Origin of the sequence: Pedobacter sp. PLR (assembly GCF_026239675.1) — a bacterium.
Lineage (GTDB): Bacteria > Bacteroidota > Bacteroidia > Sphingobacteriales > Sphingobacteriaceae > Pedobacter.
Genome location: NZ_JAPIVQ010000002.1, coordinates 570,012 through 591,275, shown reverse-complemented (window position 1 = coordinate 591,275; position 21,264 = coordinate 570,012). Strand labels below are relative to the sequence as shown.

The window sequence follows — 21,264 nt, the reverse complement described above, 5'->3', positions numbered from 1 at the left end:
TGATGTGTTGTCCGATGACAACCGCCTATTTGGTTTATCGTAAAGTTGTAGGCAATCCAAAAAACATGGGGGTGAAAAATGATTGTATATGGGGGGAAAATCCCGTTAACCCGTATATTACGGGCAATAAACCATTTATTGATAAGATCTTCACCACCACGAGACCTAACCAGATTTATTATAGGGGTATGATAAAGCAAACTATTTTCAGCATTTCCCTGCTACTGATGCAATTATGCAGCAACGCACAGGAACTAAATTTTAACCACCTGAAGACGGAAAACGGGCTGTCTCAGAATTCCATATTTGCCATTACACAGGATAGTCGTGGCTTTATGTGGTTTGGATCCAGATTTGGACTCAACCGTTACGATGGCAATAAATTTCAATTGTATAAAAGCAAGGCGAATGATTCAAGCAGCCTGTCCGATGATTACATCACCGCTTTACATAGTGACCGTAAAAAAGTGCTCTGGGTAGGTACCGCCAACGGCTTAAACCGCTTCAATCCCAAAAAGAATACTTTTGAAAGAATCTATTTAGACGGCAATAAGCACAATAAGCAGTATGCACCTGTTAATGCGATCTATGAGGACCGGAAGGGGAACTTATGGGTTGCCGGAAGAACAGGCCTCTATCTGCTCAGAGACCGGAATACAAACACCTTTACGCCCACTTATAAACTGGGCCTTAAAAGCGGCATTGCCAATTCGGAAGTCCTCAGTATTTTTGAAGATCATCAGGGCTATTTATGGATAGGGACCAATTCCGGACTCAGCAAGCTGAGCTTTAACGGCCGCTTGCAAGAACTGGCCCGCTTTAGCCATGATCCTGGTAAAGCAAACAGCCTGAGCGACAATTCCGTTACCGCCATTACCGAAGACCGGCAAAGGAATTTATGGGTAGCCACAGAAAGTTCGGGAATCAACCTTTTCCACCCGGGCACAAATACCTTCAGCAGGTATGCGCATGAAGAAGGCAATAAAAACTCGTTGATCCACAATTCCGTGCGCCGGATGTCCAGAAACAAAGCCGGAAACCTTTGTATTGGCACGCAGGAAGGACTGAGCATTTTAGATCCGCTAAGCAAGAAATTCAAAAGCTACCAGCATTTGAAGTCTGTAAGCCGGAGCCTGAACCAAAATTCCATTTACAGCATTTACGAAGATCCCAATGGCTCCCTTTGGATTGGCACCTATTATGGTGGGGTAAACGTCACCTATGCGCATGATACCAATTTTAAAACCATGCAGTACAATGAAAAGCTGGCTGGTATCAGTCACAATGTAGTCAGCTCTATTATTGCCGACAAAGATGACAACTTATGGATAGGAACAGAAGGTGGCGGACTCAACCATTTAAACCGTCAGACACAGCAGTTCAGCAGCTACAAATTAAAGGCCTCCGACCCCGGAAGTCTGGGTTCAGATTTAGTGAAAGTTATTTACAAGGATAAAGGAGGCGACATTTGGGTAGGCACACATGGCGGAGGGTTGAACCTTTTTGATCCCCGGACCCGCAGCTTCAAACGCTTCTTCATCAACGGAGACAATACCAAGGTGACGCGTTCTGAGCTTGTTGCCCTGATGGAAGATGATAAAGGGGCATTCTGGACCGGCAGTCAGACCGGCATCCGCATCTTCAGCAAAAAAGCCGGCTTGTTAATACCTTACCCTGAGCTCCCTGTTTTACGCAGTATCCGCAACTATAACATCAAAGTATTATTTCAGGATTCAAAGCAAAACATCTGGATTGCCAGTACCAAAGGCCTGTTCCTGCTATCCGCAGACCGTCAGCAACTGCAATCCTTCAAACTGCCAAAAGGAAGTAACAGCGTCAACAATAACGCAAATTACATCAACTGTATTCAGGAAGATCCGAAAGGAAACATTTGGGTGGGACTCTATTATGGTGGACTCAGCAAATATGACGGCAGCCGGAAGAAATTTGTCAAGACCTATACCACAGCAGACGGTCTCCCAAATGACAATGTAGTGGGTATCCTGGAAGATGATAACCAGATGCTTTGGGTCAGTACTTCTAATGGTTTAGCCAGATTTAACCCGAAGTCTGAGGTCTTTCTTACCTATACCACCAGCGATGGCCTTGCCGGTGATGAGTTCAATTACAATTCCTCTTATAAAGCTAAAAACGGAGACCTTTACTTTGGTGGCTATAATGGCCTCAGCTATTTTGCGCCGGAAGAGATAGAAAAAAACAGTTACCATGCCCCCCTGGTATTTACAGGGCTCAAACTTTTCAATGAACCGGTACAAATCAATGCGGAGAATGGCTTGTTGAAACAGGACGTTAGCTTTACCGATCACCTGACTTTCCCCTACCAGCAAAACATATTTACTATTGAATTTGCCTTGCTGAATTATATCAAGTCCAACAAAAACAAATATGCTTACCGGCTGGAAGGTGTAAATGGCGACTGGGTGGAAAGTGAGATCCCCACAGCAACTTATACAAATCTGGCTTCCGGAAATTACATTTTATGGGTAAAAGGAGCCAATAATGATGGGATATGGAGCGAACCGGTCAGCATGAAAATCAAAATCTTACCGCCATTCTGGAAAAGCTGGTGGGCATACGGGATTTATCTGGCCATCTTCGGCATGATGCTGTTCTTTATCACCCGCTTTTTCTACCTCCGTGGCTTATTACTCAAAGACGAAGAGCTGCACCAGATCAAGCTGAATTTTTTTACCAATATCTCCCATGAAATCCGGACACACCTGACACTAATCATGGCGCCTATTGAAAACCTCCTGGAAGGGCAGCAAGGGGATAGTCCGGTGAAGCAGCAATTGAATAAGGTAAAAAACAATGCAGACCGCCTGTTAAAACTGGTCAATGAACTGATGGATTTCCGTAAAGCGGAAACGAAGAATTTAAAGCTAAAACTGACTGAACATGACTTCATCCCTTTTATACAGGAGATTTACAACAGTTTTGAGGAATTGTCGGCTAAAAAGAACATAGACTTCTCGCTGCAATATGATCAGTCGCCAATCTTGCTTTATTTTGATAAGGAGCAGTTAGAGAAGGTGTTTTTTAATCTGCTTTCCAATGCGTTTAAATTTACGCCGGAAGGTGGTCGGATTGCAATCGATATCAAAACCAGCCCGAAAGCCTTAAAAGTGAGCATCTGTGATACCGGCAGAGGAATAGCGCCTGAACATCTGGAACAATTGTTCGAGAATTACTTCCAGGTAGAAGAACACCATATCCAGAATACCGGCTATGGTATCGGACTCGCACTATCGAAACATATTGTAGAATTGCACAAAGGGAATATTGAAGTGAGTAGTTTACCCGGAGCAGAAAACAAACCGGGATTTACCTGCTTTGAACTGTCCCTTCTACCAGGCAAGGCGCATTTATCCGGGCAACAACAACAACAACAACAACAACATTCAGGGCAGCCGCCGCTGCAATCAGCGCAACAGTCAGTAAAGTCACAACCGCAGCTTAACCCGACGCTTATCCCTGGCTCCGTGCAGGACTCAGCAACAACAGAAACAGTTAATGCTGCTACATCCGACCATCAAAAGAAACCAACCGTTCTTATCGTAGAAGACCATGCTGAACTCCGCAACCTCATCAAAGAATCTCTGGAGGCAAACTATCAGGTGCTTTTAGCAGAAAATGGCAGATCAGGATGGGAAAAAGCGACCGAAGAAATCCCTGACCTCATCATCAGTGATGTTATGATGCCCGAAATGGACGGTTTTACGCTGTGTAGTCAATTGAAAACTGATGAGCGGACTAATCACATCCCTGTGTTCCTGCTTACTGCCAAAAGCAGCCAAACGGATCAGATCAGCGGACTGAGTCAGGGTGCAGACCTCTACCTCAGCAAACCATTCAGCACTAAAATCCTGCAACTGCAGGTACGCAACTTTTTAGCCGCAAGAGCGCAGATGCGCAAAAAATACAGTAAGGAATTGATTCTGGAGTCGAATCAGCAAATGGCTGACCCTAAAGATGAGTTGTTTTTATCCCGGTTGACCGGGATTATAGAGGCCCATATGGAGCAGGAAGATTTCGGGGTAGACCTGATGGCCGAAAAGATAGGCATGAGTCAATCCGTGCTATACAAGAAGCTAAAAGCTTTGACAGATTTATCAGTCAATGATTTTGCCAAGTCCATCCGGTTGAAAAAAGCGGCACAACTGCTCTTACAAAACAGGTATACGGTATATGAAGTGGGTTATATGGTCGGATTTTCCGACCGTAAGTATTTCAGCAGGGAGTTTAAAAAGCAATTTGCTAAAACTCCTTCTGAATATATCGGCGCAAATAGCGGGGCTGCCAATGGTGACACCTCCCCTTCCGAAAACAAATAATCTAGCCATTAGGACAGTTTTTGCAGCGGTTCCCTTTCAGGTATTTCTCGCAGCATTCCTTTTTCTTCTTGTCTTTTTTATCGTGTTTGTCGTGCTTGTCTTTTTTATCGCCCTTTTTTTTGTTTTTTCCCTTCTTAGACATCCCCCAGGTTTTAAATGATAACAAAAAAAGCACATACGATGTTTTGACATCCGTATGTGCTTTATAAATTTATTTTGAAGCTAATCAGCTAATGATTATCCTTCTGAGTAAACGATCTGACCAACGTGTTTGTCAATCTGCCATCTTCCTGTTCCTTCTTCGCCAATTACGTCGAACAATTCTACAGCACGTCTTGCTTTATATTCTTCTTCACGTTGTTCTTTGAAGAACCAGTTTAAGAACTCTAAAGTCACATAATCATGTTCTTTATGGCAACGGGCAGCGATGTTTTTAATGGACTGAGTTACGCTGATTTCCTGCTCTAATGCTTCTTCAAACACTTCACGGAAAGAGTTATATTCTAACTTGATATTGGTTACTTCAGGCGAAATTGCCATTCCGCCCATATCAAGAACGTATTTGTAAAATTTTAACTGGTGCATTCTTTCTTCTTCAGCTTGTTTAAAGAAATAATCCGCTGAATTGTCGTATCCGTTACGGTCACACCATGATGCCATAGAAAGATAGATCGAAGAGGAAAGGGCTTCTTTTTTAATCTGTTGGTTTAAAAGTGTCTCTAAATCTGTAGAGATTGAACTTTTTACGCGCATGATATCTTTCATAATATTGTAGATTTAATTCCTATTGTTGATAACAAATTTAAGGCTAAAAATGTACAATACTGCATTTAAAGGCAATATGGAAAGATTCTAATTCTAATTAGATCAGGCTGCTAGCCTAAAAAGGCGGTCCTGAATGATGTGGTTAAGGTCCAGCATTACAAAAGCTCCCTGCAATAATTCCTTTAAAGCGATGATTTCGATTAAAGACAATACATAACAATGGTCGCAGGCACAAATAAAGATAATTTCTACGTCAGCAGACTTGTCGCTCGTTAACAAGATATTTTCAATGTCAATCCCGTAAACTGCTTTTTGTAATTTCAAAAGATTGCGGTAATCAAAACGGGCAAGTTTTCCGGCAAAATCTACATACCAGCAGTATTCACTGTCTGATTGATAAATGGAACCTTTCGTTGTACTAAATACTTCTTCAAAATGGATTGGAGATGCGATAGCTGTCTTTTGCATGTATTGAACCTTGTTGATATACAAAGGTTGTTATTATTTAGATTTAATCCAAATGAATAGGTAAAAAAAATAATGAAATTTCCGAGCTTATTTAAAAAGTTTATGCAATTGTCAAAAAGATCAGCGTTTTTGTCAAAACCTTCGTTTCTAAGCAATAAGACCACATTGCTCGTTTTAGCACCACTTTTAGCGCTATGTAGCTAGTCTTCAAATTGTAATCTCAATTCAATAATTTAATTTCTGCTTTCCGAAGATTGAAATTATTTCTACATTTGTCCTTGAGAGCGTTAATTTAAACGGGGGTGAGTCGGAGGACTTGCTCCCGTTTTCCTTTTTTAAAGGCTTTTCTAAATGGAAGCGCTTTCTTACACAGGATCTTCAAACAAAAAATTCCCCGCCGAAGCAGGGAATGATTTATTTATTTAAGAGCGCGTTATAGGTTTACTTATTGCTTATCCCACCACACTCTTGAAGTCATTACATCTCCTCCAGGAATCGAAGCTACCGCAGCATTATAGTTAGCCGTGTTAAATCCTGCCTCATCAATAGGATAAGGAAAGCGTCTGGGAATGGTACCATTCGTAGAATTTCCAGGGTAAACAACCGGTATTAATACAGGGAAACCTGTTCTTCTCCAATTAGACCATGACTCATAAAAGTCCAGTTTTGAATTGGTCAGCACCCAATATTGCGTATTGATCATGTTTAAACCATTCGCTGCATTGTAAGGATTTGCATCTACATAAGCGTTTGCCACACCTTCTGCAACACCTGCTACAGGATCGTACTGCGATAAGTACGTCATGGCAGCTACTACTCCTTTGCGGTAATGATCGGCAGCACTTCCAGCAATTCCGAAACGCTGTGCTGCATCAGCAAGCAACAATTCAGATTCAGCATAAGTCAACACGAAGGTTGGCCCGCTTTTCTTAATCAGCGCCGGACTTGGTGAAGAGTAATCATTGAAAGTCGTAAAGCCTGGATCAAAAGAAATCCCCAGGTTAGCTACCAGACTTAAATCTTTTCCATTTGGCATTCCTTTTTGCACTGCTGGATTTGCATTTGCCGCTGGATTTTGGTCTTTAGTGACATCATTAATGTACAAGTTGGTAACTGCAATTTTCCCCAGACGTGGATCATTCGTACTTTTCAAATAATCAATAAATGTTTTTGACCATCTGGTGTAATAGTTCTCCTGTCCACCGCCACCTGTTAAAATCTGACTGTTTCTATTGATCGTAATCCGATCCCCTTTTTCGTCTCCCATCAGGAAAGCATTGTCATCATTGCTGGTCATAGTATTACCAACCACCTTTTGAACCCAGGTTTGTGCCGTTGCCGGATCAACTTTACTCAAACGCATCGCAATTCTTAACAATAAGGTATTTCCAAAGCGTTTCCATTTGTTAATATCACCATTATAGTAAACATCACCACCTGGTCTGTCTTTAGCAGGATCCAAAGCCGCAGTCGCTTCACTTACTTCTTTCAAAAGGTCCGCATAAATCGCCTGTTGTTTGTCATATACAGGGAAATACGTTTTATCGTAATAACCAATCCCTGCCTGAGAATAAGGAACATCACCATATAAATCGGTGATACGTTGAAACACTAAAGCCCTCATAATACGAGCAATCTGGTGCAAATTAGCATATTGAGGTTTGTCTTTCGTAGATTTAACAACGTCAACGATTGGTCTCACCTGCTCTGCATAAGCGCCATCGCCACCAGTTGGATTTTCTCCTTTAAAGCCCCAGTAAGCAGCAGTATAACCTGCATTCAGGATGTACTTATCCCCCGCCCAATAACCAATTACAGAAGACAGGCCCTGCGTCATGGTAGAACAATAAATTAAATTTGCACGCCAGGTATCGTAGCTAAAATCTATACTTCCCGAATACCCAAGCTGGGCACTGGTCAATACAAAGTTAGGGTCAAAGTTCCCCGGGTTATAAGTAGAAGGATCTGTATTGATCACATCGAAATTCTTTCTGCAACCTACTGAAGTAAGCAAACAAACAGCAGCGATTATAGTCAGTTTAAATATCTTTTTCATATCAAATATATTTGATTTCATAATTAAAATTTCACACTTAGGTTTAGTCCGTAAGTACGGGTTGGTGGCACACCACCTAACTCCATTCCTTTAGCATTGATGCTATAATCAGACTCAGGATCGATATTGTCTGTATGTTTCTTAAAGAAAAACAGGTTACGTCCTACTAAGCTTAATGTTGCTCCTTTGATCACGTTGTTAAACATTTTACCCGGGAAGGTATAGCCTAACATTAACTGACGAAGCTTAATGAAATCTGCATTCTGTACAAATTTCCTTGATATATTATTGGCTACACCAGTGTAATAGGTTGCAGCATTCGCTCCAAGTGCTTCACGATTTTCCAGGGTTTCTTTGTGTAAACCAAGTATATAACCATAATAATCTGTTGCAGAGAAGATTTTACCACCAAACTTGCTGTCAATCAGGAAAGACAGGTTTAGGCCTTTATAAGAAAACTCATTGTTCCAACCCGCTACATATTTCGCATAAGCGGATCCGAAAGGCTTCAATTCGCTACTTTGAGGAATACCAGCGCTATTCAGCACCACATTTCCATTCGCGTCATATTTATAATCAAAAGCCACGATCTGCCCGAAAGGAAGTCCAACAATATTCTGTGTAAAACCATTACCTGAACGTGATGTTGATCCAGGTAAGATGGTTTGACCATCTGCAAGGGAAAGAACTTTGTTATTGTTAAGGGAACCATTGAATGAGGTCGTCCATCGGAAATCCCCGGTTTGAATAGGGATACCAGAAAGCAACAACTCCACCCCTTTATTCTGTAATTCACCAATATTCAATATCGCGCCGGAATAACCGGACGTAATTGATGCCGGAGCCCTTACAATCTCATCTTTAGATTTCTTGTTGTACCAGGTCAGGTCGATAGTCAGGCGGTTTTTAAAGAAACGTGCTTCTGCACCAATTTCAAACTCAGAAGCAATAGAAGCCACTAAATCTGTATTCGGAATATAGAAGTTGGAAATCAGTCCCAATGGTTTTCCATTCAGAGAAGCCGTATTAAAATTATAGGCCAATTGTGTTTGATATGGATCTGTAGCCTGTCCTACCTGTGCAAAACCTGCACGGATTTTACCGAAGCTCAACCAATCGTTTTTAACCAGTTCAGAAAACACAAATGAACCGTTTACTGAAGGATACAATGCATTTAAAGCGTTTGTTCTACCAGGAGTAGCCAGTGTAGAATACCAGTCGTTACGAAGTGATCCGTTTAAATAAAGGTAGTTTTTATAGCTCACATCTAAAGTACCGTAGATGGCCATAACTTCGCTTTCTGAAGGTTTGTATACTGGTGTCGACTGCAATTTCGCATTGGTAATTACATACACATAAGGAACAGCAAATTCATTACCTGTCATGGTAAAACTTTCCGATTTCGTTCTTCTGTAACTTCCACCTATATTGGGTGTAATCGTGAAATCATCTATTGTGAATGTCTTCCCTGTTAACACATCGGCATTGATATCCGAGAAATTAGTACTGGTTTCAGAAATGGTTCCTTTTGGACGATAAGCAGTTCCCGTTGGTACTACCGCTGTATAGCGGTCATTATAGGCATCACGACCTACACGTCCCTGAAGAAATGCACCATTGTCGAAATTATAACGTAGGCTTACCGAAGAAATCAATCGCTGTCTTTTGGTATTGTTAATGAATTTATTAGCAGCAAACCATGGATTTGTAGCAAATGTATTTGCAGAATAAGCATATTCTGACCCATCATCATTTATTGTTTTTTTCAATGTTCTTACGTCTACACTGGTTGGCAATAACGTCACATTGTAATTGGAGTTACCAGCACCATCACTTAGGAAAGGTCTGTTTTTCGCTTGCTCCAAAATATAGTTTGCACGTGCATCTACTGTTAAATTTTTACTGATGTTATAATTTGCACTCAGGTTAAACGATTGTCTGTTTAATCCGGATCCCGGAGTGATCGCTCTGTTCGATAAATCACTTGCCGAAAAACGAATAGAACCTCCATCAAAACCACGGTTAAAAGCAATCGTATTTGTAGCGGTTCCTCCGGTACGGTAAAAATTCTCAAGGTTATCCTTTTGTGCTACATAAGGGCGTAAAACACCATCAAACTGTATCACCTCAGCGCCATCCAGCCTTGCTCCCCAACTAGACTGCCCGGTTTGAAAGGCACCTGCCTGCGTAGCAGGCTTTAATCCGTTTGCACCATTTCCATATACATATTGCCAATTTGTCGGATCAACTACTTTTTCAATTACATAATTGGAATTAAATTCAATAGAATTTCCTTTTCCACTTTTTGTGGTGATCAAAATTACGCCTGCTTTACCACGTGAACCATATAGCGCAGAAGCCGCAGCTCCTTTTAGCACAGAAATGGTTTCAATATCATCAGGGTTAAGGTTACCAATAGCATCTCCAAGATCCGGAGCATTGTCGTATTGTTGGCCAGCTGCACCATTTGGTCTGTTTTCCATTGGAATACCATTCACCACATACAATGGCTGATTAGTTTGCGAAATACTGGAAACCCCACGAATGGTTACGTTAGTAGAGGCACCTACCCCACCTGCAATCGAACTGACATTCAAGCCGGCAACTTTACCCACCAATGAGTTCATCAGGTTATTCTCTCTCGCCTGAGTCAGCTCATCACCCTTTACTTCCGTAACTGAATATCCTAAAGCTTTTCTTTCTTTTTTAATACCTAAGGCTGTGACTACAACTTCACTCAGGAGCTTAGAATTTTCATCTAATAAAATATTCAATGCCCCGGGTGTAGTAATGGTTACTTGTTTAGTGATATAACCTAAATAGCTCAACACCAACACATCACCAATATTTGCATCAATCACAAACTGACCGCTTGAGTTAGAGCTGGTACCCACCTGAGTACCTTTAACCTGTATGCTCACGCCAACCAAAGGTTGACCGCTGGCATCTCTTACCACCCCTGTAATCTTAAGGCGGTTGCTGTTGGCTACCCCGGAAAGACTAAGATTAGGCATACTGGCCACATTTTCTGCAACGCCAATATAATTTCCCATTAACCTAAATTCCAGACTTGTCTTTTCACGAAGTTTATTGAGCACATCCTGGAGTGGTTCATTCTTAAAATCCAGGGTCAGATTAGACAGACTGCCAATCACTTCTTCATCATAAACGAAGGTGACATTCGCCTGTTGCTCAATTTTCTTGAAGACTTGCTTGACGCTGGCTTTTACCACTTTAAAACTCATTTCCTGAGCTTTAGTGTTGTTCGCCATCAGTAGTGTGCTAAAACACACCTGTATGCCAATAATAATTGTAGAAATGCGCATGCATTTTCGGAATATAGGCAAGATTTTGCCGTAAAAATTCATCATATTTGTTTTGGTTTAATTTTTAAACTGAAGCCTACTGTCTATGGGTCTCAAGCATGTACACAGTGGCTAATCTAATTCCGGGGGCATCTTTGTCCCCGGTTTCCTTACTTAGCTGCTAAGGAGGAGGTACTCTTAATCGTTATACTGTCATCGGCGATTTTGTATTTAAAATGTTTTGTAAATCCTAAAATATCCATGATCACTGATAAATGCTGATCTCCAAGTGTTATCGAGATCTTTTCATCCAACAATGATTTATCTTCTGTAATGATTTTAATGTTATATTTCTTTTCCAGAACAGAAAAGACATTCCCTAAAGTCTCCTGCTCAAATACCAGTTTACTTCTGCACCAGGCATTTACCGCAATTTCAGGTGCTGTTGCCTTAATCAGGTTATTTTTAATCTCACTCAATACCACTTGTTGCTTTGGCAACAACATGATGGCCGGCTTTTTAACTGCTCCCGTCATAGTGACACCAACTTTACCCGTCACTACACTTACTTTTGTACTACCTTCTTTTTTGTAAGCGCGAACATCAAATGAAGTACCGAGCACAACTACATTCAGGTTGCTGGTTTTCACAACAAAGGGCTGACCGTTTTTATGTTTTACCTCAAAGAAAGCGCGTCCATCAACCAGCTCTACCATGCGGTTTTCTTTATTAAACTTTTTCGGGTATTTGAATACAGAACCGGAACTGAGCCATACTTTAGACCCATCAGGTAAAAGGATCTCCATGATTTTATTTCCCGGAACATTCACCATTTTCTTGTCTACCTGACCGAGCTGCTCTGTACCCAACTGCCAGCCAAAAAACACCAGTGCCAATACCGCAGCAGCTGTGGTTACTCTAAATATTAGGGTACGGAGTATAAAATGCTTTTTAACCGGAGTTTCCAGGGACTCCTTGTTCAGGAAACCTTTACTTTTCAGATTTTCAAAAAGTCTTTCTTTAACCTCGTCTTCGCTTTCCGGTGTTTTAGTCTCGACTTTTTCTAACCATCCCTGATCAGCAGCATCATCATACCATTGATTAAGCAGTGCTTTTTCTTCAGCACTAGCTTCTCCGGCGAGATATTTTTGTGCCAATCGTTTCAGTTCGTTCTTATTCATCTGAATTTAATAATCCTAATTTCTCTTATAGAGTCTGATGGGAATAAAAGACCCTTAGTCTAAAAAAAATATATTTTAAAACAGTATTAGATTTTGTGTATTTTTTTTTGCAAAAAGGTGGGGAATTAAGGAAAAATCAAAAGACCCGAAATCAAGTTGATTGGAAAAATCAGGGCCGGATGGAAAGAAAATGATGAATTAAAAATTGGAGGAGGTTAACGGAATATGGTCATCGTATACAAAACGATTAGAAAATTAAGGACGTCGCCAACGTTGGACCTGATGATGCGAAGCGCCTTAGTCAGGTGAGCTTCTGCGGTTTTTTGAGACATGTTAAGTTGGGCAGCAACCTCCGCAAGAGACTGATCCTGCAATTTATTGTACTGAAATACCAGGCGGCATTTTTCTGGTAACTTATTGGACAACTCGGTAATAATCTCTAAAAGTATTTTGTGGTCGATGTCAATTTCTGAGGTGGCATTGGCCGTTAAGAGGCCCACAATATTTTCCTGTTGTTTCGAGCGTTTCTCTTTGGAGAGGTAACGGAACACCGCATAACGGGTCATCGCTGCAAGATAAGACGGGATACAATCCATATTCAGGTCTTCTCTTTTTTTCCAGATCATCAGGAAAACATCCTGAACAATTCCTTCTGCTGCTTCCTGATCTTTCAAAAGCTTATGCGCAATGTAATAGAGTTTATCCCAGTAGCGATTGTAAATTTCTGTAAAAGCCAGCTCATCGCCTTGCCTAAGGCGCAGCATAAGTCCATCGTCCGAAGTTGAATGGTTAGCGTTCACAGTCTGGTTAGAAATTTGGTTAGTTGTTGAAAAACGAATCTAACATAAAAAAAACAAAAAGTGTAGTTAAGGAATAAGTATTTTGTGCTATGTATAATAAATTGTAAAGTATGTGCAACTAATTTTAGACGGGATCAATTAAATCGCGGGTTTCCCCGCGATTTAAAGAAATATTTAAACAACTGTTTATGGCTTTTCGGCTTCTTTCAGTTCTTCGCTACCCTTCTTAAAGATCTGGTCATTGACATTTAAGTCGCCAAAAACTTCCATCAATGCACCTTTACGCGTTCCAATCATAACCGGAACTCTTTTAATCAGCTGGTCTTCCAGTTTCACCACAAACACGCCTGATTGTGCCTGCACTACTGCAGTAGCCGGTAACCAGAAAGTAGCTTCCGGTCTGCGCATGTCCAGGTTTACCTGTGCATACTCTCCGCCACCCAATTGTCCGTCTTTGTTAGCCACATCAAATTCAGCCGTCACCGACCTCAGCTTTTGCTGTAAAAAAGCCGCGTTTCTGGACAAAGAAGCATGGAACACCTTGCCCGGCAAAGCGCTCACTGTAAAGGAAGCTTTTGTGTCTTTTGAGATCGCGCGGCTGTGTTTCTCAGGGATCGCAACTGTTAACCTGAGGCGGTCATTCTGAACAATCGAAAACAAAGGAGTTGTACTGTTCTCTCCAACCAATGCACCCACAGATACATTTTTATCCATCACCGTACCATCAAATGGGGCTCTGAGGTTTAAGTATTGCTGCAACTGATCAGATATGCGGGTGTTAGATTTGATCGCCGCATAGGCTGCGCTGTCACTTCTTAGCTTACTGAAGGCCTTATCCAACTCAATGGCTGCCACCGCACCCGATTTACCTGCCGCTTTCTTTAAACGGTCATAACTCTGGCGACTGTACAAATAATCTTCATAAGATTTTCGCTCATCAGACTTAGCCGACTGGTAACGCTGGGCGATTTCAGGAGCTTCCAGCACCGCCAGCAACTGCCCTTTTTTCACCTTTGTCCCACGGTCTACGAAGATTTTCTTCACAAACCCTTTTACTTTTGGATACACCAACACCTCTTCGTAAGGTTTTAGTTCTCCCGGCAACGAAAGCTGGTACACCGGTTGTTCTAACAGCGGTTTAACAAAGCCCGTTTCAGCCCCATTAGCATCTTTTCCTGTCCCATCACCTTTTACTCCGCCAGCACCATCGGCTTTCCCGGCAGCATCGCTTCCGGATTTATCAGCGACTGACTTTTCAGTACCGACCTTCCCCTCAGTGTTCTCCTTTGATTGTCCGGTAGAACATGCTGTTAATGCCATAGGGATGCATAACAACAGGGTATATTTATAGCTTTTTAAAGAAATACTTTTCATTGGAATACGTTTATTTATCAGTGGTTATGAAGCTATCACCAGCATATTCATTGCTATTTGTAAGCGGTATGCTGATGACAGTTTCGTGATTGAGAATTATAAAGCAGAAGTTAATACGTTTTTATTCATCGGATCATCAGGATCAAGGCTGAGGCTATCTGTACTTTTATTTTTCATTACGAGCACAAAAAGCTGCGGTAAAACCAGCAAGGCAGTACAGGTAGATAAGATTAAGCCACCGATTACTGCTTGTCCCAACGGAGCAATTTGCTCTCCCCCTTCTCCCATACCAATCGCCATAGGCACCATTCCGGCAATCATCGCCATCGTAGTCATAATGATCGGACGTAAACGCGAAGAAGCGGCCAGTATTGCAGCCTGTCTTACGGTCATGCCATGCTTAAGCCGGTTTACTTCTGCCTGATTGATCATCAGCACCGCATTAGATACAGACACCCCAACCGACATGATAATCCCCATATAAGATTGAAGATTTAGCGTACTTCCCGAAGCCAGTAACATCAGCAAACTGCCACCAATCACCGCAGGAACGACCGCAAGGATCAATCCCGACAAAGCGAAAGACTGATAATAAGCGGTTAACATCAGGAAGATCACCACAATGGCTACTGCCAGTCCGGTTTGTAATCCAGACAAGGTTTCTTCCAGTAAAGGCATCAAACCTTCTGAGCTCACAATCACACCTCTAGGCGCCTCTCCAACCTTCTTCAAAACGTCCTCTACAGCTTTGGAAGCCGCTCCTAAATCTGCATCGTGCATATTTGCCAATACGGTTACATACCTGTTTGGCCCCTGACGGTTCACTTGTGCCGGTAATTTTACCATCTCCAATGTGGCCACATCTTCCAATACCGGACGCGGTTGTCCAGATTTAAGCGGCAAAGAACGCAGCTTATCCAAAGATTCCATATCCGGTTCCGGCACCTGAACCTGGACCTGGAATACCAGACCAGACTTCGGATCTACCCAAAGATTTTTATTGGTAAACCTCGTCGAGGAAGTTGCCATGGTTAAAGCTTTACTCACATCATCCATACTCAAACCAAATTGCGCTGCCAATTCCCGGTTTACATTAATTTGTACACTTGGATAATTGAGCGGTTCTGCAATCCGTACGTCTCTCAAGAAAGGAATGTTTTTCAATTCTTTTTCAATCTTTAGCGCATATTTCTCTGCACCTTTTACTTGTCCGGCGGCAACCTTAATCTGCACCGGGTTCATTGCCCCCTGGCTCATAATTTTCTCCACCAACTCCATCGGCTCGAAACTAATGCGAAGCTCCGGCAATTGTTTACCTACTTCTTTTCTAATCTGTTCTTTTAATCCGGCAATTGCCTTGTCATAGATCTTTTGATCAACCGACAATTGCAATACCGCTTCATGTGATGCACTGGTGAAAAGGAAAATCGGGTTAATAGCCATCGCAGAAGGCTGCATTCCCACAAATGCAGAGCTGATTTTCACAGAACCTTCCGGCATTTGTGCCTTCACAATGTTGGTCAGCTTTGCCAGATAATCTTCGGTAATCTCGAGTCTGCTACCTTCCGGAGCCAACATACGAATCTGAATATCCCCGCTATTACTTGCCGGCATAATGTCCGTACCAATCTGTTTACCGGAAATTCCGATCATCACCAGAACCAGGAAAGCGTACACGCCAATCACCGCAACCATGCGCTGCTGTCCGGCACGAATCAGTATCAGATAACGACGCTTAAACTTTTCAAACCTGGTCAGTTTCTTCTTGTGAAGACTAATCTTACGGTGTTGAAAAAGCTCCGGCTTCATTAGCCAGTTTGCCAGAATAGGCACAAAAGTCTGCGAAGCGATAAAAGAAGCAATCATCGCAAAGGCAACAGCCAGCGACAATGGCATAAACATATCTCTTGGAATTCCCGTCATCATAAAAGAAGGGATCAATACCGCAAGAATACAGAAAAGGATTAAGATTTTAGGAATAGAAATCTCTAATAAGGCATCCAGAATGGCCCTTTGTTTGGGCTTTTCCATTTCAAAATGCTGGTGTATATTTTCTATGGTTACTGTGGCTTCATCCACCAGAATCCCGATGGCGAGCGCCAGTCCACTGAGCGTCATCACATTGATGGTTTGCCCAAACATATAGAGCATAATCACTGCCGAAAGGATCGCAATCGGGATCGTCAGTACCACAATTAAGGCACCCCTGGAATCCCCAAGAAACAGGAATACCATTAATCCGGTCAATATCGCCCCTAAAACCCCTTCATGAATCAGGTTTTCTAAAGAGCGTTCAATATAACCCGATTGGTCAAATACATATTTTACATCTACATCTTCCGGTAATGCCGCTTTCAATTTAGGGATAGAAGCCTTTAGGTTTTCTACGACTTTAATCGTAGAAGCATCCGCTTTTTTAATGACAGGAAGGTAAACGGAGCGCTTGCCATTAATGACCGCATATCCTGTGGTTACATCTGCCGCATCCTCTACACTACCAATATCTTTCACAAATACGTTGGTACCTGAACCTGTTCTAATCGGAATATTCAAAAATTCTTCCGGCCCTGTGGCCATGGTATTTGAAGGACTCATCAGATTCTGATCGCCGATTCTTATATTTCCGGCAGGTGCAGGAAAGTTGTTCTTTGCAATGGCCATCGTCACTTCTTCTGCGGATAAACCGTAAGAAAGCATGAGTTCCGGATTTACTTTAACCACCATCGTACGGGCATTTCCACCAAAAGGTGCCGGCGCCGTTACGCCTGGAATGGTCACAAACATCGGTCTGATTTTAGTTAGTGCAAGGGTCTGCAACTCGGTAATAGAGCGCTGAGTACTTTCGAACACCAATTGTCCGATGGGCAGAGAACTACCATCAAACCGGACGACCTGCGGAGGCACTGCCCCGAGGGGCAGGAAACCCATAGCTCTGGCCACCTGTGCCGCAAGTTCTCCTGATGCCTGGGCCATATCCGTACCCGGATAAAAGGTCAGCTTCATCAAGGTGAATCCCTGCACACTTTTAAAGTCAATTCCTTTTACACCGGATACAAAAATGAGGACCTTTTGAAACTCATTGGCCATAAAGCCATCCATGTAAGCAGGGGTTAATCCGCCATAAGGCATGGCGATATAAATCACCGGCAACTCCACCTTTGGAAAAATATCTACATTGATATTCCTGATAGCGGTGAAGGAAAAATAGGCAATCGCCAGTACGGCGACCATTATTGTTAAAGGTTTTTTTAGCGCAAACCTGATCATATTCATAGTTTCTTATTTAAGTTGGTTGAACAGAAAACTGTAATCGCCGCTCAGTTCTGCTTTCGTATTGAGCTGCGTCCATAGCTCCTGATGAACTTCAATATTGCTTTTCTCTACCTGTTGTAATAAAGATTGAATTTGCAGGAGATCCGTCAGATTAATCAACCCGGCCTCATACCTCGACAAATACAGCTCATAGGCATCAGTCGTTTTGTGGACTGCCGATCCCGTTTTCGCTACCTGCTTAATCTGCGCCTGTATCCTGGAAGACACTGATTGCAGACTGGTATTCATTTGAAGTTTTTGTAGCTGATATCTGGATTGTGCGGCATCAATTTGCTTTTGAGCACGTTTCTTTTCTACCGAACCTGTATACAGGCCGGTTAAGTTCCAGCTCAGTCCAACACCAACAAGGTAATTTTGCGCCCCGTTGTTAAATCCGGATGCATAGTTATTTTGCACTGTCCCATCGGAATTAATTCCGGTGCCACGTGCAGAATATCCTGCCAGCAAGGAAATCGAAGGCAATTGTTTCTTGCCAATCACCTCTTTTTGCAGCTGCTGAACCATAAGTTGTTTGTCCAGTGCTTGCAGAAAAGGATGCGTTGCGGCAACAGAATCCGGACTTTCCAAAGTAAATACCTTCCCCATATACTGTTTAAGCGGTACAACCTGCTCGCCAACCAATGTAGGGGCAAGTTCTTTGATGTTTACTTGTCCGGCCTGATACTTTCCGTTCCAATCTTCCTGCTGTGCCTGGGCCTGTAAATAAGCCGCAGCAGCCAATGCAGTATCCGCACCCGGCTTTAATCCAGCCTCTGCCAGACTCACCGACAGGTCAAGAATTTCCTTTACACGAACCGCATTTTTATCTGCCCAGTCCCTCCCGGAACTGGTATACAGCAGCTCCAGATAACGTCGGGTAGTTTTAGCACGAAGTGACAGTTTGGAAGCATCGTAATTACTTTGTGCCTCCTGAACTTCATAACCCGCAGCCTCGATCTGCTTCTGCTGCTTACCAAACTGGGATATTTTCCAGTCCATTAATACAGAACCGAAACTGTTCATGGTGGTGCTGCCAGCTTCCTGCTGACCAGTGCCGCCAGTTCCACTCACATTAAAAACGCCTGGAACGGGAAAGAAAGCGCCACTAGTACCTTCAAAGGTGCCTAATGAGTTTTGTAATTGTAATTGAACCGTTGGGATTGCGGCATTGCGCAATTCCTTTTTCCGGTATTCGGATTCACCTATCTTCGCCTGCTTTTCAGTTAGCGATGGGTATTGATCCGCTGTCAATTCCCACAATCGGGAAAGAGAAAGTTCTTTATGCTGTTGCGAATATCCGCTGATACCTGTTAGCATCAACAACATACCCGTCAAATAAAGAGGAGTCTTCTTCATCATCAATAATTAAAATTCGTAGAAATAAAGTAATTGGGCGTAAGCTCAGAAAGAGTTACACCAGCGAGATGAACAGCGGGATTCTATATTAGGAAAAGCCTGTTTTTGAGAAACAGGGGAACCGGAGAACCGGAAGGAACCAAACCTGAAGGTACTCTTGAAAGTTTGTCTTTCTTAAGAGACAATACAGACAACAGAAAGGCTGGCAACAGAAAAAATAACATCAGGGCCGATGACGACTTCTGGATCATGCTCTGCTTAAAAATGGATTTTCCATCTTCGGAAGGTAGCGCCACCGCACAAGAAAAAGCGATATCTGTAGTCAGTAAATCTCTTGAAGACAAGATTTTATTGAGCTTCATCGCCGTATGACTGACAGGGCTAACTTCCGTAAAAAAAGATTGAAGGCCTTTTCTCACAGCACACGCAGAAAGTAGAAAACAGCCCATAAGTACAAATAGCAGCAAAGACTTACCTTTGCCGGCATTTTGATCGATTATGGGTTTTATTAATTTATGCATGTGCTGCAAACATAGCCTTTTTTAGGCTTACAAAAAAAGTTAAGGGTGAACAATCGCCCAGCCTTCTGCCTGACGGAGAATAATTTCACCATTGCCGGAAGGCACAAAACTAATGAAATCAAACAGTTCAGATTTATCGATTTTTCGCTCTTTCAACGTGTTTTCACATTGTGCTAATACCACTCCTTTAGCTTGTAAAGCCTTTAATGTGGCTTCATAACTGTTATTTTTATTGTAAACAGCTACGCCATCACCAAACACAATCAGCTCCACCTCCAGTTTACCTTTCAGGCGGGGATCTTCCAATGCATTTTTTATGTTACGTAAGCAGCCATTGATCCTTTTTTCTTCTCCGTTGTTTAAAACATATAAAGCTTTATAATGCTTTTTTGTTGCTTTTGCACCAGTAAAAACCGGTGTACTTTGAGCCATTGCAGGGGTTAAAAACGCGCTACATACAAATAAGGACAGGATCATAAGGAGATTTCTCATGTTGAATTTGGTTAAGGATTTAGAATCGCAATATATGTTTTTTAATGGGCCGGATCAAAATCCAGAGCCAGGGAGATTTTATATCTTTGGCCTGTTATACACAAAACCAATAGGTTATGACCCACAAAATAAAGATTCTGGATAAATTCAAGTTTACAGATCAGGAAACGTTAGCCCTGATCAATAATTTAATAAATTCATTAACAGAGTTGGTTAAAGGAAATCTTCCTCCGGAAGAATTATTACCAGCCCCCTCTTCTTTAAGTAACAAAACGTAATATGCCTGCTAAACGACTCACCGGCCTTTCTATTTTATTTCTTTTATTCAGCTCCTCTTTACTGCTTTTCTTCAGTTCCTGTGCTAATGAAGACCAGCAGGATAAACATCCGGAAATAAAGTACTTCCCGGAATTTAATACTTCAAATGCCAATACCCAACTGCAACAGCTCAGTAAGGAAGGAGAAGATGTGCGACGTGTCTATGTTTCCAGAGATAAAAAAAAATTGATCCTGATTGTAAGACCAGTAGAAAAATCACCTGCCGACAATTACTATTTCAGAGTTTACGATGAGTCCTTAAACCTGATTAAAGAAATCATCGAACCGGAATTAGATGGCTTATTTGGTCAGGATGACCTGGAAAATATTTATGCCGGTAAAGGATATTTTGAGCACAACACCTATCAATACCGACCAATTCAGCAATTACGAGTTACCGATAAACCAGGGAAAGACGGGAAGTTTATAGAAAAAGAGATGAAAACCTTTGAGCAGATGCTAAAAATCGGTGACACCCTACTTAGCTTCCAGCGAAAAGACTATAAAGGGAGCTTCTACTTCCTGAAAAAATCAGGAACAGTTTATCAAATCTTTTTTAAAGACTGTGCCTATTGCGAAGGCAAGTACAATGCGGCAGAGTCTGTCTCAGAATATCGTGCCGCAGACAATGGGGCTGATCAGGTATTCAAACCTTCGGAAAGAAGCTTACGCGGATGGATTCAAAAAGAGCCGCTATTCTATTACCAGCTAAAAAACGACCAGGGAACAATAGACTTTAAAATTAGCTATCCCAATGAAAACCTGTCCGCACAGCTTAAAAAAATCGACTTTGCCGGAAAACCTTTGCTCCTTTATCAATTACCTGGAAAAACATATACTACGCTTTATTTTTTCAAGGATGCTAATTAAAGTTCATCGGCATCCAAACAAAAAGGAACTCCCTTTTCAGCGAAAATCCCTGTAAAAGCAAAAACCACATAAAAAGAGGATAGGCTAAGAC

General features: G+C 42.1%; 15 protein-coding genes. 4 read left to right on the top strand and 11 right to left on the bottom strand.

What is annotated here, in order from left to right:
* The first annotated feature begins 188 nt into the window (after positions 1 to 188).
* Positions 189 to 4,355, top strand: coding sequence for a two-component regulator propeller domain-containing protein (locus tag OQX61_RS06200; protein WP_265840785.1), 4,167 nt, complete (start codon positions 189 to 191; stop codon positions 4,353 to 4,355).
* 1 nt (position 4,356) lies between these two features.
* Here OQX61_RS06200 and OQX61_RS06195 read toward each other — a convergent pair whose 3' ends face one another.
* The 10 genes from OQX61_RS06195 to OQX61_RS06150 all read right to left on the bottom strand — a co-directional run bounded on the left by OQX61_RS06195 (position 4,357) and on the right by OQX61_RS06150 (position 18,975).
* A complete protein-coding gene (locus tag OQX61_RS06195; RefSeq protein ID WP_265840784.1) occupies positions 4,357 to 4,497 on the bottom strand; it encodes a hypothetical protein in 141 nt (46 codons plus the stop codon).
* 95 nt (positions 4,498 to 4,592) lie between these two features.
* Positions 4,593 to 5,120 carry a ferritin gene (locus OQX61_RS06190; protein ID WP_265840783.1) on the bottom strand — a complete coding sequence of 176 codons (528 nt, stop codon included), beginning with the start codon at positions 5,118 to 5,120 and terminating at the stop codon, positions 4,593 to 4,595.
* Between the two features lie 102 nt (positions 5,121 to 5,222).
* Positions 5,223 to 5,588 carry a hypothetical protein gene (locus tag OQX61_RS06185; protein ID WP_265840782.1) on the bottom strand — a complete coding sequence of 122 codons (366 nt, stop codon included), beginning with the start codon at positions 5,586 to 5,588 and terminating at the stop codon, positions 5,223 to 5,225.
* A gap of 445 nt (positions 5,589 to 6,033) precedes the next feature.
* Positions 6,034 to 7,644 carry a SusD/RagB family nutrient-binding outer membrane lipoprotein gene (locus OQX61_RS06180; protein ID WP_265840781.1) on the bottom strand — a complete coding sequence of 537 codons (1,611 nt, stop codon included), beginning with the start codon at positions 7,642 to 7,644 and terminating at the stop codon, positions 6,034 to 6,036.
* A gap of 23 nt (positions 7,645 to 7,667) precedes the next feature.
* Positions 7,668 to 11,015 (bottom strand): SusC/RagA family TonB-linked outer membrane protein, encoded by a 3,348-nt coding sequence (locus OQX61_RS06175; RefSeq protein ID WP_265840780.1) that lies wholly within the window; start codon positions 11,013 to 11,015, stop codon positions 7,668 to 7,670.
* A 104-nt stretch (positions 11,016 to 11,119) separates the two neighbouring features.
* The gene (locus OQX61_RS06170; protein WP_265840779.1) at positions 11,120 to 12,130 is read right to left on the bottom strand and encodes a FecR domain-containing protein; all 1,011 of its coding nucleotides are present in this window, start codon (positions 12,128 to 12,130) and stop codon (positions 11,120 to 11,122) included.
* Between the two features lie 215 nt (positions 12,131 to 12,345).
* Entirely contained in the window at positions 12,346 to 12,930 is a 585-nt protein-coding gene (locus OQX61_RS06165; RefSeq protein WP_265840778.1) for a sigma-70 family RNA polymerase sigma factor, read from the bottom strand.
* A gap of 186 nt (positions 12,931 to 13,116) precedes the next feature.
* A complete protein-coding gene (locus OQX61_RS06160; RefSeq protein WP_265840777.1) occupies positions 13,117 to 14,304 on the bottom strand; it encodes an efflux RND transporter periplasmic adaptor subunit in 1,188 nt (395 codons plus the stop codon).
* Between the two features lie 96 nt (positions 14,305 to 14,400).
* A complete protein-coding gene (locus OQX61_RS06155) occupies positions 14,401 to 17,577 on the bottom strand; it encodes an efflux RND transporter permease subunit (protein ID WP_265840776.1) in 3,177 nt (1,058 codons plus the stop codon).
* A gap of 6 nt (positions 17,578 to 17,583) precedes the next feature.
* Positions 17,584 to 18,975 (bottom strand): TolC family protein, encoded by a 1,392-nt coding sequence (locus tag OQX61_RS06150; protein ID WP_265840775.1) that lies wholly within the window; start codon positions 18,973 to 18,975, stop codon positions 17,584 to 17,586.
* A gap of 102 nt (positions 18,976 to 19,077) precedes the next feature.
* Here OQX61_RS06150 and OQX61_RS06145 point away from each other — a divergent pair, with 102 nt between their 5' ends.
* Positions 19,078 to 19,344 (top strand): hypothetical protein, encoded by a 267-nt coding sequence (locus OQX61_RS06145; RefSeq protein WP_265840774.1) that lies wholly within the window; start codon positions 19,078 to 19,080, stop codon positions 19,342 to 19,344.
* 188 nt (positions 19,345 to 19,532) lie between these two features.
* On the opposite strand, the gene OQX61_RS06140 is transcribed toward OQX61_RS06145, so the two are convergent.
* The gene (locus OQX61_RS06140) at positions 19,533 to 19,985 is read right to left on the bottom strand and encodes a DsrE family protein (protein ID WP_265840773.1); all 453 of its coding nucleotides are present in this window, start codon (positions 19,983 to 19,985) and stop codon (positions 19,533 to 19,535) included.
* Positions 19,986 to 20,101: 116 nt separating this feature from the next.
* On the opposite strand from OQX61_RS06140, the gene OQX61_RS06135 reads away from it, so the two are divergent.
* Positions 20,102 to 20,263, top strand: coding sequence for a hypothetical protein (locus OQX61_RS06135; RefSeq protein ID WP_265840772.1), 162 nt, complete (start codon positions 20,102 to 20,104; stop codon positions 20,261 to 20,263).
* A 1-nt stretch (position 20,264) separates the two neighbouring features.
* Positions 20,265 to 21,173 (top strand): hypothetical protein, encoded by a 909-nt coding sequence (locus tag OQX61_RS06130; RefSeq protein ID WP_265840771.1) that lies wholly within the window; start codon positions 20,265 to 20,267, stop codon positions 21,171 to 21,173.
* The last annotated feature ends 91 nt before the right edge of the window (positions 21,174 to 21,264 follow it).

What these genes read in the sequence shown, in the direction of transcription:
- OQX61_RS06200 (WP_265840785.1), top strand. Translation starts at nt 189, where the DNA reads ATGATAAAGCAAACTATTTTCAGCATTTCCCTGCTACTGATGCAATTA.
- OQX61_RS06195 (WP_265840784.1), bottom strand. Translation starts at nt 4,497, where the DNA reads ATGTCTAAGAAGGGAAAAAACAAAAAAAAGGGCGATAAAAAAGACAAG.
- OQX61_RS06190 (WP_265840783.1), bottom strand. Translation starts at nt 5,120, where the DNA reads ATGAAAGATATCATGCGCGTAAAAAGTTCAATCTCTACAGATTTAGAG.
- OQX61_RS06185 (WP_265840782.1), bottom strand. Translation starts at nt 5,588, where the DNA reads ATGCAAAAGACAGCTATCGCATCTCCAATCCATTTTGAAGAAGTATTT.
- OQX61_RS06180 (WP_265840781.1), bottom strand. Translation starts at nt 7,644, where the DNA reads ATGAAAAAGATATTTAAACTGACTATAATCGCTGCTGTTTGTTTGCTT.
- OQX61_RS06175 (WP_265840780.1), bottom strand. Translation starts at nt 11,015, where the DNA reads ATGATGAATTTTTACGGCAAAATCTTGCCTATATTCCGAAAATGCATG.
- OQX61_RS06170 (WP_265840779.1), bottom strand. Translation starts at nt 12,130, where the DNA reads ATGAATAAGAACGAACTGAAACGATTGGCACAAAAATATCTCGCCGGA.
- OQX61_RS06160 (WP_265840777.1), bottom strand. Translation starts at nt 14,304, where the DNA reads ATGAAAAGTATTTCTTTAAAAAGCTATAAATATACCCTGTTGTTATGC.
- OQX61_RS06155 (WP_265840776.1), bottom strand. Translation starts at nt 17,577, where the DNA reads ATGAATATGATCAGGTTTGCGCTAAAAAAACCTTTAACAATAATGGTC.
- OQX61_RS06150 (WP_265840775.1), bottom strand. Translation starts at nt 18,975, where the DNA reads ATGATGAAGAAGACTCCTCTTTATTTGACGGGTATGTTGTTGATGCTA.
- OQX61_RS06140 (WP_265840773.1), bottom strand. Translation starts at nt 19,985, where the DNA reads ATGAGAAATCTCCTTATGATCCTGTCCTTATTTGTATGTAGCGCGTTT.
- OQX61_RS06135 (WP_265840772.1), top strand. Translation starts at nt 20,102, where the DNA reads ATGACCCACAAAATAAAGATTCTGGATAAATTCAAGTTTACAGATCAG.
- OQX61_RS06130 (WP_265840771.1), top strand. Translation starts at nt 20,265, where the DNA reads ATGCCTGCTAAACGACTCACCGGCCTTTCTATTTTATTTCTTTTATTC.